Source organism: Pedobacter cryoconitis (genome assembly GCF_003259615.1).
Taxonomy (GTDB): Bacteria; Bacteroidota; Bacteroidia; order Sphingobacteriales; family Sphingobacteriaceae; genus Pedobacter; species Pedobacter cryoconitis.
This window is the reverse complement of record NZ_QLLR01000001.1, coordinates 255,924-270,656: the sequence shown is the minus strand read 5'-3', so window position 1 is coordinate 270,656 and position 14,733 is coordinate 255,924. Positions and strand designations below refer to the sequence as shown.

General features: G+C 39.3%; 14 protein-coding genes and 1 riboswitch. Of the genes, 11 read left to right on the top strand and 3 right to left on the bottom strand.

The features are described 5' to 3' along the window. Positions 1-172 precede the first annotated feature (172 nt). The 6 genes from LY11_RS01220 (at position 173) to LY11_RS01195 (ending at position 6,391) form a co-directional block, all read left to right on the top strand. Positions 173-772, top strand: coding sequence for a hypothetical protein (locus LY11_RS01220; RefSeq protein ID WP_111631905.1), 600 nt, complete (start codon positions 173-175; stop codon positions 770-772). Between the two features lie 36 nt (positions 773-808). After that, the gene (locus tag LY11_RS01215) at positions 809-2,161 is read left to right on the top strand and encodes a Gfo/Idh/MocA family protein (protein WP_111631904.1); all 1,353 of its coding nucleotides are present in this window, start codon (positions 809-811) and stop codon (positions 2,159-2,161) included. Between the two features lie 103 nt (positions 2,162-2,264). After that, positions 2,265-2,329: riboswitch (Fluoride riboswitch) on the top strand. A gap of 49 nt (positions 2,330-2,378) precedes the next feature. Next, complete coding sequence (locus tag LY11_RS01210) at positions 2,379-3,725, top strand: voltage-gated chloride channel family protein (RefSeq protein WP_111631903.1); 1,347 nt, start codon at positions 2,379-2,381, stop codon at positions 3,723-3,725. A gap of 143 nt (positions 3,726-3,868) precedes the next feature. Further along, on the top strand, positions 3,869-4,978 hold the full coding sequence (locus tag LY11_RS01205) for a c-type cytochrome (RefSeq protein ID WP_111631902.1): 1,110 nt from the start codon (positions 3,869-3,871) through the stop codon (positions 4,976-4,978). Between the two features lie 7 nt (positions 4,979-4,985). Next, the gene (locus LY11_RS01200; protein WP_111631901.1) at positions 4,986-5,441 is read left to right on the top strand and encodes a DsrE family protein; all 456 of its coding nucleotides are present in this window, start codon (positions 4,986-4,988) and stop codon (positions 5,439-5,441) included. An 11-nt stretch (positions 5,442-5,452) separates the two neighbouring features. Beyond that, positions 5,453-6,391: a molybdate ABC transporter substrate-binding protein gene (locus tag LY11_RS01195; RefSeq protein WP_111632232.1), complete on the top strand. Its 939-nt coding sequence runs from the start codon at positions 5,453-5,455 to the stop codon at positions 6,389-6,391. Positions 6,392-6,482: 91 nt separating this feature from the next. On the opposite strand, the gene LY11_RS01190 is transcribed toward LY11_RS01195, so the two are convergent. Continuing rightward, positions 6,483-6,758, bottom strand: a complete 276-nt coding sequence (locus tag LY11_RS01190) for a hypothetical protein (protein WP_111631900.1) — start codon at positions 6,756-6,758, stop codon at positions 6,483-6,485. A 4-nt stretch (positions 6,759-6,762) separates the two neighbouring features. Next, complete coding sequence (locus LY11_RS01185; protein ID WP_111631899.1) at positions 6,763-7,365, bottom strand: sigma-70 family RNA polymerase sigma factor; 603 nt, start codon at positions 7,363-7,365, stop codon at positions 6,763-6,765. A 472-nt stretch (positions 7,366-7,837) separates the two neighbouring features. On the opposite strand from LY11_RS01185, the gene LY11_RS01180 reads away from it, so the two are divergent. From LY11_RS01180 to LY11_RS01160, 5 genes are read left to right on the top strand one after another with little or no spacing between them, the layout of a single operon-like run. Then, positions 7,838-9,640 (top strand): type VI secretion system Vgr family protein, encoded by a 1,803-nt coding sequence (locus LY11_RS01180; protein WP_170132592.1) that lies wholly within the window; start codon positions 7,838-7,840, stop codon positions 9,638-9,640. Between the two features lie 11 nt (positions 9,641-9,651). Next, positions 9,652-10,515 carry a hypothetical protein gene (locus tag LY11_RS01175; protein ID WP_111631897.1) on the top strand — a complete coding sequence of 288 codons (864 nt, stop codon included), beginning with the start codon at positions 9,652-9,654 and terminating at the stop codon, positions 10,513-10,515. Continuing rightward, positions 10,508-10,924 carry a DUF4280 domain-containing protein gene (locus LY11_RS01170; protein ID WP_111631896.1) on the top strand — a complete coding sequence of 139 codons (417 nt, stop codon included), beginning with the start codon at positions 10,508-10,510 and terminating at the stop codon, positions 10,922-10,924. The genes LY11_RS01175 and LY11_RS01170 overlap by 8 nt, the downstream gene beginning before the upstream one ends. A 2-nt stretch (positions 10,925-10,926) precedes the next feature. Further along, positions 10,927-12,747 carry a hypothetical protein gene (locus tag LY11_RS01165; RefSeq protein ID WP_111631895.1) on the top strand — a complete coding sequence of 607 codons (1,821 nt, stop codon included), beginning with the start codon at positions 10,927-10,929 and terminating at the stop codon, positions 12,745-12,747. 32 nt (positions 12,748-12,779) lie between these two features. Continuing rightward, the gene (locus LY11_RS01160; protein WP_146610779.1) at positions 12,780-13,448 is read left to right on the top strand and encodes a hypothetical protein; all 669 of its coding nucleotides are present in this window, start codon (positions 12,780-12,782) and stop codon (positions 13,446-13,448) included. A gap of 82 nt (positions 13,449-13,530) precedes the next feature. Here the strand turns inward: LY11_RS01160 and LY11_RS01155 are convergent, their stop codons facing one another. Next, positions 13,531-14,721, bottom strand: a complete 1,191-nt coding sequence (locus tag LY11_RS01155; protein WP_111631893.1) for a PAS domain S-box protein — start codon at positions 14,719-14,721, stop codon at positions 13,531-13,533. Between the last annotated feature and the right edge of the window lie 12 nt (positions 14,722-14,733).

Sequence of the window (14,733 nt, the reverse complement as noted above, 5' to 3'; positions counted from 1 at the left end):
ACGATTTTTATAAAATGTAATGTGGCTACACAAACCTCCTGTTTGTAGTAAGGCAAACGTTTGCGTGATAATTATGGGCTGTCGCTTACTGGCTTGGAAGGAAAATTTATACCTTGTAATCATCAACAAAGGAGTTTAACCTACGTTGACAAACAGAATCAGCTAACCAAAAATGGACAGGAGAGAAATCTTTAACCTTCTTTTTAGAAGTTCAGTAAATGAACCTATTGTTCTAGAACCAGATCCGGTTCTGGAAACTCCTGCACATTTAAAAACGGATCAAACTATACCTGTATTTAAGGAATGGACAGCGCTACCTGCAGATGGTACTTTTAAACTAGAACTTTCTACGGCCTATGCTTTTACGGTAACGCTGGATCTGAATTATCCTGCGAAAGCAGTAAATCCTGAGCAAATTTTAAGTTTAGGTATTCAGCCAGAGAAAACCTCTTCCATTAAAACCGGGATTAATAGTGAAGGCTATCTTTTTATAGATAACCTGGCTGATTCCAGGCTGATCCCTATGGATAAACTATTAACCGGTATACAGCTGGTTTTAACAGTGAATCCCCTTGGACGTGGAATGAGCTTTACCAAATTGAAAATTATGGATAGCGCCGGACTCACCATCGCTACTTTAAAAACCAGGCAATATACTACTGCAGACTGGGTAGGGGGGATGACGTTATCTGCTCCTCCTTTTAATCTGCTGCGTATACAAGGACTGCATGAAGCAGAACCGCATCAGGAAAATCAGACACAATCGAAATAATAATATAGCTAACCAATTATCTGAACTAAAAAAATTATGAACAGACGAGAATTTGTAACATCAACAACGCTGACTGCAGCTGCACTAACGATCTTGCCGGAAAAATCACTTTTTGCGAATTATGCAGGAGAGAAAGTTAAAATTGCGATGATGGGCGTTGGTCTGCGCGGGCAAAATCACCTTGCTTTACTTTTAAAAAGGGAAGACGTTGACATAGTTGCTATCTGTGATGTGGATTCAAGAATGCTGGACATGGCTAAAGCGATGATTACCAAAAGCGGAAAGCCAATGCCAAAGATCTTCACTGGTGATAACAATGCCTGGAAAAAAATGCTTCAGTTGAAAGAGATAAAATCTGTTTTAATCGCTACTCCATGGGAATGGCATAAACCAATGATTATCGGATCTCTTGAAGCAGGTATAAAATATGTAGCGACCGAAGTTATCCTGGGCATTACCCTGCAAGACCATTGGGACGTGGTGCATGCTGCAGAAAAACATGAAGCACATGTGATGATGCTGGAAAATGTTTGTTACAGAAGAGACGTACTTGCTGTTTTAAATATGGTTAGACAAGGTGTTTTTGGAGAAATCCTGCACTTACAAGGTGGCTATCAGCATGATTTAAGAGAAGTGAAATTTAATGACGGAATCAAACCTTATGGCGGCGGAGTAGAGTTTAATGAAAAAGGATTCTCAGAGGCCAGATGGAGAACAAATCACTCTGTACACCGTAATGGCGAACTATACCCGACACATGGTATCGGCCCGGTTGCGCAGTGTATCAACATTAACAGGGGAAATAAATTCCTTAAATTAAATTCATTTGCGACCAAATCCAGAGGACTGCATAAATATGTGGTTGATAAAGGCGGAGAAAGTCACCCGAATGCGAAAGTCAATTTCCGGTTAGGTGATATTGTAACCACGACTATTGACTGTGCAAATGGCGAGACAATCATTCTTCAGCATGATACGAATTCTCCAAGACCTTATTCTTTAGGTTTCCGCGTACAGGGAACGAATGGTTTATGGATGGATATTAATGAGAGCGTATATGTAGAAGGAGTCAGCAAACCACATCAATGGGACAGTGCAAAAGAATGGTTAGAGAAATATGATCACCCACTTTGGAAAAAATACGGCGATGATGCAAAGGGAGCGGGGCATGGTGGAATGGACTTCTTTGTTTTACATGCTTTTATTGAGTCTGTGAAACGTGGAATACCTACACCATTAGATGTTTATGATGCAGCTGCATGGAGCGCAATTACACCTTTAAGTGAGCAGTCTATAGAATTAGGAAATGAAACGATTGATTTTCCAGATTTCACAGGAGGTCAATGGATGACAAGGAAACCAGTTTTTGCTTTAAATGACGATTACTAAGGAGCTATACACACCCAATTGAACAATAATAGACCGGCCGCTTTTTTGTGGCCGGTCTTGTTTAAACTGATTAATTTGTAATTGTAAGAGACATTCCTATATTTGTGTACACGGAAATGGTGTCTTCCGACTTAACCGCCTTAAAAAGCTGATGGCGCCTGCAAAATTAAGCTGATGAACAATCCCGTTTATTGGCATAAATGATTTGTAGGTATATATGAAAACTTTTAACCATCTGATCCGCTGGACACTTTTAATCTTTCCAATCGCCATTACTATTGGTACTGTGGTTGCCTTTTTTCTCTGGTTACTTTCCGCTGCGATACATTTTCGCTTCGGGCACAGGTGGCTCCTTTTTTTATTGCCTGTAGCAGGTGTACTGATCCATTTAATTTATCAGTCTGTTGGTAAATCTTCTGAAAAAGGAAATAACCTGATTATGGATGAAATCCATGAACCCGGTGGTGGCGTACCCTGGCACATGGCTCCGGTTATTTTAGTAACCACTATTATCACGCATCTTTTTGGAGGCTCGGCAGGCAGAGAAGGTACTGCGGTACAAATTGGGGGCAGTATTGCAGCGGCTTTTGGGAAATGGTTTAAGCTGAATGAACAGGATACAAAAATGATCCTGACTGCGGGTATTGCTGCGGGTTTTGGCGCTGTTTTTGGAACTCCGGTTACCGGGGCAATTTTTGCTTTGGAAGTACTGACCTTGGGAAGAATGAAGTACGATGCTTTATTCCCGGCATTCATTGCCAGCGTAATTGCTGATCTTACCGTTTCCGCGTGGCAAATTCATCACACCGCTTATCATATCGCTGTTATACCTGAAACTGCCTATTTTTTATCGGATTATCTGCCAATTGATCTTTTGTTGCTGAGTAAGGTAATTGCGGCATCAGTAGTATTTGGTCTGGCCAGTTATTTGTTTTCTTTCGCCGTTCATGGAGTTAAAAAAGCTTTTTCCAGATTTTTCACCATCAGCTGGTTCATTCCGATAGCTGGCGGGCTGCTCATTATCGGCTTGACTTTTCTGCTCGGTAAACCAGATTATTTAAGTTTAGGTGTCGATCCTGAATACCCGGATGCAATCACTATTCCTTCTGCTTTTGTTCATGGAGGCGCTGACACCTGGAGCTGGCTTTGGAAAACAGTTTATACGGCTTTGACTTTGGGAACAGGGTTTAAAGGGGGCGAGGTTACGCCTTTATTTTATATCGGTGCAACATTGGGCAATACGCTTTCGGGATTGCTGTATGCCCCGGTAAGTTTATTCGCCGCGCTGGGATTTATTGCTGTTTTTGCAGGGGCGACCAACACCCCGCTGGCCTGTACAATGATGGGCGTTGAATTATTTGGTAGCGAATATATCCTGTTTTTTGCCGTCGCCTGTTTCACTGCTTACTTATTTAGCGGACAATCCGGTATTTACAGCGCACAAAGGACTGCTGTTCCTGGAATACAGGAAGGTCATCTTCCAGGCGGGTCTGTAATTGGGTTGAAAGAGAGTTATTTAGCTCAGAAAATGTCGCGGTATAAAGTTCGTCTGAGACAAAAGTAACAAAGTCAATATTTACAGTTCTTTGTTGGTTTAACAAGGTATTATAGCGATATTACTTCAGGTTATCTGTGATAACTTTTTGTGCTTATGAACCCTGATTTGTTAACCTCACCTTTGATATAGAAAGAAATCTCTGTAAAGTTATGTCAAAGAATAGCCTGGATGAAACCGAAAAAATATTAGTACACAATGCGCGTTCCGCCGTAATCATCGCCTTACTTTTTATAGTTTGCAGCTCAATTCTGCTGAGTGTTTTTTTAGGAGATAACCAGCAGGGCAGCATTGATAATTTATCGGCAGCACAACCAGCAGCAGGACAGTCATCGTCAGCAACATTAGCACAGCCATCAGCATTAACACAGCAGCAGGTGTCGGCTGTGCCGGCAGCAAATTCTGTATCAACTCAAAACTGGAAAGCTCCTGATGAAAATACAATCCCGGCAGGTAAAGCAGGGGCAATGATCAGGTATGGAAAAGAGCTTATTGTGAATACCGCTAAATATTTTGGGCCTGGTGGTTCTATAGCTGCAATTACCAATGGGATGAATTGCCAGAACTGTCACCTGCAGGGGGGGACGAAAATATTTGCCAATAGCTATGCGGTGTTTTTCAGTAGTTATCCTAAAAAAAGTAACCGTTCTGGTCGTATTGTTCCTGCTTCAAACCGTATTGCAGAGTGTTTTGAACGTAGCCTGGCAGGAAAAGTCCCTGATCCGTCCGGCAAAGAAGTACAAGCTATACTCGCTTATTTAAAGTGGGTAGGCGTAGCTAAAAAAGAGAAAGTTTTTGGGGCTGGCTATGAGCATATCAAATATTTGGACAGAGCTGCGGACCCATTGAAAGGAAAAGCCTTATATGCCTCAAAATGTGTTTCCTGTCATGGTCAGCATGGCGAAGGAATGCTGGCAGCAGATCATCAAACTTATACTTATCCGCCATTATGGGGTGATCACAGTTATAATGATGCCGCGGGAATGCACAGGCTTAGCAATTTCGCTGGTTTTGTGAAAAACAATATGCCCTTTGGTGCAAGTTATCAAAATCCGCTGTTAACTGATGAAGAATCCTGGGATGTTGCAGCTTTTGTAAATTCTCAACCCCGTAAACACAAGGATCAGCATCTGGATTACCCTGATTTAACTACAAAACCTATAGATTCACCATTTGGGCCATATGGTGATCAATTTGCAATGGAACAACATAAATACGGCCCCTTTAAACCTATAGCTGATTATTATAAATCCAATAAATAAATAACATATGAACACAAAGATTCTTATTTGCGGCCTTCTTTTGATAATGGGTGGCGTAACTACAGGTTTTGCGCAAACAAAACCACAAGACTTTACCGGGGCGAAAGCGACCTTAAAACATTATAAAGCGCTGTATATTTTGAATAGCGGAGACGAAAAGAAAATGACAGGTACGCTCAGAAATATGAAAAATGCGTTGGATGATCCGCGTCTTAAAGGTAAATTGGACTTAGAACTGATTGTATTTGGGGATGGAGTAGCCGTGTATGATAAGAACGGGGCATTTGAGAAAACATTAAAAGAGTTGCAAACCAGGGGAGTATTACTCGCTCAATGTGAGAATACGCTTAGAGAAAGACATATTGATAAAAGCACACTGTTTGATTTTATCAGTTTTGTACCGAGTGGCAATGGCGAAATTATTATCCGTGAATCCCAGGGATGGGCAGTTGTACATCCATAAATCAGCAGCTGATGAAGATTTTAACACCGGGTTTTTTAACCCTGGCAGCTATTCTGCTGGTTTCAAACCTGACCTTGTTTTCCAATAAAGCAGTGGCACAGGAATATCGTTTTGACCCGCCATGGAATACTCCTCCGGAAAGCGAAGTCCAGTTTACAGTTCCCGGCGTGGATAATGTGCCAGATTTGTTTGGTGATATTAATGATCCGCAGCTTGTTGTCTTTTTCGCAGGAAATCAGTTTATGGTGATTGACGATCTGATTGCTGCATTCAAAAAAGCACATCCTCAATATCAGCGTGTATTTGCAGAAACGCTTCCTCCGGGAATTCTAGCTAAACAGATCGCTACAGGAAGTATTGTGATTGGAAACCTGCGGATTACGTTAAAACCTGATGTTTATACTGCGGGAAAAAACAGGATCGATCAGACTCCCGAATGGTTCAGCAAAACAGCTTTATATGCAAGGAATAAACTGGCTATTATGGTACAAAAAGGGAATCCTAAAAAGGTGAATGGGCTTAAAGATTTAGGTGATAAAGATTTGAGGATCAGTATGCCTAATCCTGATTTTGAAGGTATTGGGAAACGCATAGAGGAAGCATATGTTAAAGCAGGGGGAGTACAGCTTAAAACTACAGTGATGGAAACCAAACTGAAAGCGCAGACTACTTACCTGACTCAGATTCATCACCGTCAGTCTCCGATGCGTATTTTATATAATCAGAGCGATGCGGCTCCGGTTTGGTATAGTGAGGCACATTATCAGAAAATGATTGGTCATCCGGTAGAGCTGATTGAAATTCCGGCGCAGGAAAATATCCAGGCACAATATTTTGCAGGACAGTTGAAAAATGCTCCTCATCCGGCTGCGGCTAAAGATTTTATGGACTTCCTGGTCAGTGCAGAAGCGAATGCTATTTATAAGAAGTTTGGATTTGATTTACCTTAGACAGTAGTTGAACCTACAATAAAGGGGGCCTTAAATATAATTTAAGGCCCCCTTTATTGTAGGTTCAGTTTTAGCTAAAGAGATAGGAAATTTAATTATTGTCCAGTTTCTCTTCAATACGCTTTTGAAGCTGCTTTTTATAGTCATCGTCCAGTTTGAGTTCGCGGTCCGCTGCGGAATGAAAAAGCGCATAAATCATCTTATTGATTCCGATACTCTGTTTTTGAAATAGTCTGCAAAAAGAACAGCCAGTTAAATGAATGCGCAATTCTACTCTTTCCTTAAAAGTTAACGCAGTAAGTTGCTTCTTCTCGATTAAAAAAGTGGCCTTTCTGCAATTGTATATTATATCTTTCAGCTCATTCATATTTTTAAATCCAATTTTTCTGGAGACAGGCTCTCAGGTTAAGTTTAGCGCGGTGAATAATCACCCAGAAATTCGAAGAGGTAACTTTCAGTTCCGCACAAATCAATTCAGTAGATTCTTCCTCCATATGTTTCATCGTGAAAACCGATAACCACAATGCCGGAAGTTTTTGCATACATTTTTGTAAAATGGACTTCAGTTCTTTGTTCATTAAAGGGTCATTTGTATCTATGCCAAACGGTTCGGGGCGGTGTGTTTTTTTCCAATGACCATCATAGGGATCAAAGAAATCCTGATCCTGCTGTTCAGTGTCTAAACTGGTCGTATTTTTCCCTAATCCCGAAGATTTCTTACGGTAAACATCGATCACCTTATTTTTTAAGATGGCAGTGAGCCACGTTCGCTCAGAACTTCTGCCTTCAAATTTATCTATACGTTGCAGCGCAGCTAAAAACGTTTCCTGAACAAGATCTCTCGCCTGTTCTTCTTCATTAATCCTGGTAATCGCATAGCTAAACAAATAATCCGCATGATTTTCCACCCAATGATGAGGGTCAAGAACAGACGGCTCTGCCTGTGGTATTTCTGTGCTTTTAGGTATAGACATTGTATAGTATAAAGTAGTATAGTCGCATTTACCGAAGGAACCTTACAAAATATTTAAGAATTGTTCTTTTCCATCGGCAAACAAGGAAAACTTAGCTAAAATACAATCATTTGGACTAAAAATACAGTTGTTGATCAAAAGAACTGGAACGAGAAATTGCAGTTATGGTTGGCGGGGAGATTATCGGGTAATATAGAATGATTATTCTGGTCTTTTATTTTCTTTCCTGATTATTTCTTTTATAAAAAAATGAGTATTAAAACGAAATATACGAATTATTTAGAGAAACATGTTATAATTTAATAGCAATAATTTAGGTTTTTTGCAATCGTCGTAACCAGGGGGAATCCTGCTGTAAATTACGGTAAAATACTAGTAATCATTAAAATAAATAATTATTTTACTGTTATTTATTTTGCTTTGTATGTATCTTTAATTGTAAATTCAATCCAGGTTATCTAATTATAGCATCGTGGAACAGAAAATATTAACGGAGATTCACATTGAAGGAAAAGAAGTTCTTCATTTTTCCAAACTTGTTATTCATCAGTACTTTAATGCGCATCATGAGTTTGAATTGAATGTAAATCATGATATATTTGAGCTTTTGGGCAGTTACAAAGCTGATAGAAGCAGAGAACTGATCGGTAAAAAACTAGTCATTGTATTAACTGATAGTATAACCCGTAATGAAACCCGCTTTGCCGGAATCATTTGTGAAATCGCCCTGCAGCAAGGTCATGGCTTCCACGGAGAAGTGTTATTAAAGGGGTATAGTTCCAGTATATTGCTGGACAGCGGTCCAAGTCTTAAATCCTTTAAAGGAAAAACATTAGAGGAGATAGCGCATAAGCTGAGTTCCGGCATTGCGAAAAATGATATTAATCTGGCTATAAAACCTGAATACAGGAATACTATCCCCTACATCACTCAGTACAAAGAAAGTGCTTATGCTTTTTTGAACCGTCTTTCTGCTGAATATGGAGAATGGTTTTATTATGAGGCCGACACGCTGTATTTTGGGAAGCCCGATAAACAAGAAGAAGTACAACTGGTTTATGGTCAGGATTTGCACAACCTGAACTGGTCTATGAAAGTTGCCCCGGTAAGTTTCGGTCAGTACAGTTATAACTCAGCACAACATCAGTTTAATAAATCACAAGCACCGGATAGTGTTGCAGGGGCAGATGACCAGACCACTTTTGCACTAGCCAGATCTCAGGGTTTGTATGCAGATAGTTTCGATCTGCCGGTTGGGCCGCGTATTAAAAACAAAAAAGAGTTAGATGATTTGCTTAAACGGCGTAAAGCAGCAGCAGCGGCCGATTTAGTCGCCATCAAAGGACATAGCCGTAATCCTGGCGTAAATTTAGGGAGTATCGCTCATATTGAGGTGTCAAGAAAAGAATTATTAGACTTCGTTAAAGAGAGTTATGGAAGTTATCTGGTAACCCAGGTGACCCATCAGATAGACGGAAATAACCGGTATACAAATGATTTTATCGCTATTCCGGCAACAACTGAAGTTGTTCCGGTAAAAAATGCAGTGTATCCAGTTGCTGAATCGCAGGTGGCAACAGTAACTGCAAACCATGATCCTGAAGGACAAAGCAGGGTACAGGTAAAAATGTTATGGCAAAATGATGGGGAAGCTACTGATTGGATTCGTGTATTACAGCCGGATGCAGGAAGCGGGGATGTAAAGGGTAATAACAGGGGGTTCTTTGTCATACCCGAAATTGATGATCAGGTTATTGTAGGTTTCAGGTACAATGATCCGAACCGTCCTTTTGTAATGGGAAGTATATACCATAGTCAGAATACGGATAGTAGCCCTCAGGCAAATAATCATCTTAAAAGCATGTCTACACGTAGTGGTCATGTTATTGAGTTTGATGATAGCAAAGGTTCTCAGGGAATTACAATTACCGATCAGAATAACAATGTGATCCATATTGATACCCAGGGGAATAATATTACTATTTCTGCATTGGAGACTATGACCTTCAATGCTAAGAACATGAAGTTTAATGTTCAGGAGAACATGGATGTGGCTGTTGGCAAGAATAAGAAGGAAATTATAAGTGAGGACTTTGATTTTCAGGCGAAAAATCTGAAAAGTACGGTGGTCGAAAATTCAGATCAGGTTACCGGGAAGAAATTACAGCACATTGCCGGAGAAATGACGATGCACTCTAACCAGGGGAAAATACTGATTGATGGCACGGGGAAAGTAACCTTGCAAAGTAAGGACCGGATAGATTATGGCGAATAAATATACTGGCTATGATTTATAAAGGGATGGAATATACTTTGCCGGTAACAGCACTTTTAACTGAGCTGAACTACGCGGTAAATATCAGTAATCTGCTGACCGTTGCTGATGCTACTGATACCATGCGTATTGAGCTTACCTGCCGTTTGAGTCCGGCAGAAAGTAATGACGGTGCTGTCTTTAATGTGTTTTTAGATAATCTGGTTATCAATGGACGTTCAGAGGGTGATTATGAACAAACGGAATGGCTGTTTGCAAAATTATTTTCTATTAATAACGAATTGATAGTCAAAACAGACAGACACGGAGCAATTAAAGGGGTGGGCGATAAGAACCGTATTTTATTAGCCTGGGAGATAGCTAAAGCTGATATTAATTATATATACGAAGAGGGTGAGGTGACTGAGATTGTGAATAGCATGGATGCTGCCTTACATGATGATTTAAAGAGTTTATACTATAACGACTTGTTATTGAATCTCTTATTTAATAATATTTATCAAACTTATATTGGAGAGGAAAGTATCGGAACTGATAAGATCCTGCTTAAACATTTTGGGCATACCGTCCTTCCTGTAACAGAATATAAAGAACTGATTGCTATAGCGGATGATCCAAAAATAGCAACAATTGCTATTAGCGGCCATATCAATGCGCAGGAGCTTGATGTAGAGGGAATGAACCATTATTTAGCAGAGATAACTGAGCAAGAGTCTGATGCCGAAATGGATTATTATTTTGATTATCAGGGAATATACACAGTGAAAATTGGAGCGGAGAGTTATATAGAGACAGCAGAGCTAACGATTACGGGGAATTGTGACGGCTATGAAAAACAAGCAGTTTATAAATTAAAATTACTAGGCAATGAGTAGGAAATATGTACTTGATGGCGCTTGTGTGATGTGTTCACTTGGAACAGCAAAGGGAAAACTGAAAGTTACTTCACAGCGAAAGGTATTTATACAGGGAAAATTAAAGGTTACTGACGAAGATAAAACGCTGCTGCCAAACTTTGGTTCTTGTAAACGTTCTTCCAATCAGCCGCCCTGTTCGCCGGCATTGCAAAAGTGGAAGCAAACCAGTAAAAAGGTAGTGATGGGCAGTAAGAAATTTGTTATGGACAATTCTACCATCCAATGTAGTAACGGTGGGACAATCCTTATTGATGATGATCTGCAAAGAGCTACTGCAGGAGGTGCAAGCCCTAAAAAGATAAGTCAGTTATCAGATAGTATGCCATTGATACCTTATCAATCGGGTTATAATAAAGGAGCAGTTTAGTTATGGGAAAGAAAGAAACAGTATCAGGTAAATCGCAGCCTCCAATTAAGGTTAAGCCAAAGTTGAAAGCGACTGACGATAACCAAAAATCTTCCCGTCAGGATATGAAGGCTCAGCAGTATAATGATTATAAGACTAAGGTTGATAATACTTATGTGTCCAAAGCCAGGCAGGTCCCTGTGTTTAAGCCCGGGCAAAACTCCAGGTTTAAAGTTAATCCAATAAAGTATAAGGATGTTAATTTCGGAAGCAGAATTGATAATACCTATGTTTATCAGCCAAATCGGAGTTTAGTGGGAACCGGCGGGTTAAAACTGAAACTTAAGAGCGGGCCTCCGGAATTCAAAGGTTATATCATTTTTATCAATGGTTTCTGGGGTGCGCCAATTGAAAATATGGGTGCTGTGGCTTGGAATAGTGTAATGGATAAGGTACCGGAGCGAGGAGATCCTTATAGTATGAGGGGGGCTGAGAATACGAATGAAAAAAATTGGGAGGATTCTGACGATAGGTATACACCAGATGAATATAAAGAAGATATTGGGCATCCTGTAAAGAATACAATAAAAGAAGTTTTATATCATAGTATTGTTCCTCCAGGAAGGGCAGTTTATAATTGGCTGCATGCTACGAAAATCGAGAGGTATCCGAAATACTGGAATGTTAAACAAAATAATTATAAGTTTACTGAAAGATATGCGGCACATTTCGATGCGAAAGATAATATCCATTATCTTAATGGGTCGCATGGACTTGAATCTAATCCGGGCCACCGCATGAAGCATGGGCGTAAACAGGGGCTAACCTGGGCGAAGTTAAATCTGCATTATATGGAAAAACCCACTTATGATACTTTTTCCCCATATGTGCCAGGACTAAGTACACCAGAATATAATCCGATTACTATTGTTATGCACAGTCAGGGCAATGCTTTTGGAGTAGGAGTTGCTAAAGGGATAATCGATTATCTGAAATTATTGAAATGGGATAAAGTAGCGATTAATATGGTTTATCTCGCTTTACATCAGAATATGGGTTATAAAGGTGATGAGTATAAGAATTATAAGACCATGAAATTAGATATGCTGGCGAACAGACCCATGAAAGCCAGTATGGGAGAATTTTTTGAAAGGGATAAAATTAAACTGCCCAGGGGCATAGATGATTATGCTAAAGACGGCGATGGTGGCAGTAGCTGGAATAAGTTAAAAACCAGGGGAGTTCAGTTTACGTTTTCAAATGACAGAGCCGATGTGGTAAGCCGTATGGGAGATATTCATGGTATTGCTAATGCGTGTAATAGTGATGGTGATGATGTGCACCCAACAGCGTTTGAATTGGTAGGTGGTTCGTATAAGATTTATTCAAAGCACATTATGAATAAGTTATTGAAATCTAATGGAGTGGATAAAAATGGGGAAGTTAAAATAGATCCTGACCAAACAGTGCTTTATACAAACCTTGTTGCAAACTACGCGAAAGTATATTATGCTTGCAAAAAGTTAAAAGCTGATATTCAATCTGGAAAAAAGGAGCGTTATTCTCCTTATATTGTTTCATATAATTCATATAATTCAGTTTCTGCTACTAGAGATTATTTAGGTGAGGCTGAATCGTTAGTTGTAGAGGCATATACTGCTCTATTTGATGCTGAATTAAAAGCCCATTCTGGCCCAACAGCTTGGGGATTAAGCCATGAACTATTAGAATGGTCAAATGGAAAATCTGTATTTGAGCTAATAAAGGAAAAAGGTTCAGGTATATTTTATCGTAAAACCAATAAAAAGCCTAATTTACTGCTTAATCCACTAACCATAAGTTAAAGTGTAACTTCTTTTATTAAAGACTAATATATATGACAACACAATTAAAGAGAAGCTTTAAACAACCGTTAATTATTTTTTCTATTTTGGGATTACTCGTCTTTTGGCGATATAGTTATTTTATTCTTGTCCCCAATGTATCAGACGCGATGGAATCCGTTTCTAAAAAAAATATTTCTCCTGGAATTATTAATGGTTTATCAATTGATAGAGATACAATTAAAAACATTGATCCTGATGGGCAGTATCTGCCACCTGACGCATTTAAAGACAAATCTCTGACGAAAGTAAAAGTCGAGCGTAGGCTTGATTTCGCTGGGCTAGCAAAGGTAAATACAGTTACTTCTAGCGAATTTAGCTGGAAACGAGAATTTAGTGACTATTATGGTATGGGAGGGATTATATCTTCAAGTGATAAATATCTGGTTATTCTGCTTAATAGGAAATCTGGTTTTGATTTTGATGAATCTATAAATGTTCTAAGTGGTTATTCTGGACCTCCTGCAACTATTTATTTGTTCTATAATACTTCAAAAATTGGTTATGACGATATTTATATATTAAATCGAAAAACAGGAAAAACAGTAAAGCGCTACAGATCTGACCTTGTGTTTTTTAGGTCTTTTTATAATAACACTGATGATACATTTTATTTTAGATTCTCTGATAAGATTATTTATCGTCGCTTAAAACTGGATTAGATGATTTATAATACTGGCGATACTTGCTTATTCATAACAATCTCACGAACCAAACCTGAAATGAAAAAATCTTATTTCTAACCTAATTCTCAAGATTCAGATCTTTAAGTGAATCATTTATTTTCAGGAGAATCTCATCAAGTTCAGTCGCAGACTTTCCCAGCATATTCAGCAACTTTGCCTGAGCTTCTGAAGTATCAGGATCTGTATTCAGTAGTTCCGCTAAACCCAGTATATTACTTAAAGGACGGCGGATTTCATGAGAATTATTCCAGGCAATTTCTTTTAACATGCTATTTTTAAGCAATAAACGTTTCTCATAATCTTTTCTGACTGTAATGTCCCGTAAAGCACCTACCATTTTTTCTGTTTTCCCCTGTTTGTCCAGCAAAATAAACGCCTGATTAGAAACCTCTTTGTAATTTCCATCAGCACATAAAAACCGGTACTCGCAGCGCCAGGAAGTACTCAGCTCTTTAAAGGCCAGTTCCATGGATTCAACGACCCTGTTCTTATCCTCAGGATGTATCTTATCCAATACCCATTCCCCGGAATCCTCCCGGAGATCATCCGTATAACCGAAAATTTCTGAAAAACCATTCATCCATTGAATCCTGTCCGTATAAGGAGAATACTCCCAGATTACATCATTGGTTACGCTGGTTACCGTTTCATAAGTATTTAGTAATTCCTTAATCTTTTCTTCAGCTTTGATATGCTGTTCTACATCAATAGCGATTACCGTATAAGCAGGTTTACCCTCATAAACAGTACTATGATGTGAAATTAACTGATGAAATGACTCTCCGTTTTTCTTTCGGTGCAACCATATTCCAGTCTCAGACCCTTCATCATGCTTGGTTAATAAGTAGTCCTTTAGCCTGGAACTCTCTTCCTGAGGCCGGATGTCCAGCACTGTCATCGCTAACAATTCCTTTTCGTTATACCCATACTTGCGCGTCATGACATTGTTTACTTTCAAAAACTGAAAATTGGTCTTATCGAAAACATAAATGACCGCAGGAGAACCTTCAAATAGCTGCTGGTAATTTTTTTCTACTTTGGACAAACTGGCGCGGTACATTTCTATCAGCAGAAATAAAATGACCCCGGAAACAAACAGGAAAAATATGTTTTTATAAGTATACAGCCAGCTTAAATCTCTGCCAGGTGTCAGCCGGTTTAAATTGTCTATCCAACGGGCTCCCATCACCAGCCAGATTCCTCCAAATACCAGATAAATCAGAACTATAAGAGCTGTACGTTTACGCATGATTTGTTAAAG

What these genes read in the sequence shown, in the direction of transcription:
- LY11_RS01200 (WP_111631901.1), top strand. Translation starts at nt 4,986, where the DNA reads ATGAACACAAAGATTCTTATTTGCGGCCTTCTTTTGATAATGGGTGGC.
- LY11_RS01175 (WP_111631897.1), top strand. Translation starts at nt 9,652, where the DNA reads ATGATTTATAAAGGGATGGAATATACTTTGCCGGTAACAGCACTTTTA.
- LY11_RS01185 (WP_111631899.1), bottom strand. Translation starts at nt 7,365, where the DNA reads ATGTCTATACCTAAAAGCACAGAAATACCACAGGCAGAGCCGTCTGTT.
- LY11_RS01215 (WP_111631904.1), top strand. Translation starts at nt 809, where the DNA reads ATGAACAGACGAGAATTTGTAACATCAACAACGCTGACTGCAGCTGCA.
- LY11_RS01195 (WP_111632232.1), top strand. Translation starts at nt 5,453, where the DNA reads ATGAAGATTTTAACACCGGGTTTTTTAACCCTGGCAGCTATTCTGCTG.
- LY11_RS01210 (WP_111631903.1), top strand. Translation starts at nt 2,379, where the DNA reads ATGAAAACTTTTAACCATCTGATCCGCTGGACACTTTTAATCTTTCCA.
- LY11_RS01155 (WP_111631893.1), bottom strand. Translation starts at nt 14,721, where the DNA reads ATGCGTAAACGTACAGCTCTTATAGTTCTGATTTATCTGGTATTTGGA.
- LY11_RS01205 (WP_111631902.1), top strand. Translation starts at nt 3,869, where the DNA reads ATGTCAAAGAATAGCCTGGATGAAACCGAAAAAATATTAGTACACAAT.
- LY11_RS01165 (WP_111631895.1), top strand. Translation starts at nt 10,927, where the DNA reads ATGGGAAAGAAAGAAACAGTATCAGGTAAATCGCAGCCTCCAATTAAG.
- LY11_RS01220 (WP_111631905.1), top strand. Translation starts at nt 173, where the DNA reads ATGGACAGGAGAGAAATCTTTAACCTTCTTTTTAGAAGTTCAGTAAAT.
- LY11_RS01170 (WP_111631896.1), top strand. Translation starts at nt 10,508, where the DNA reads ATGAGTAGGAAATATGTACTTGATGGCGCTTGTGTGATGTGTTCACTT.
- LY11_RS01160 (WP_146610779.1), top strand. Translation starts at nt 12,780, where the DNA reads ATGACAACACAATTAAAGAGAAGCTTTAAACAACCGTTAATTATTTTT.
- LY11_RS01190 (WP_111631900.1), bottom strand. Translation starts at nt 6,758, where the DNA reads ATGAATGAGCTGAAAGATATAATATACAATTGCAGAAAGGCCACTTTT.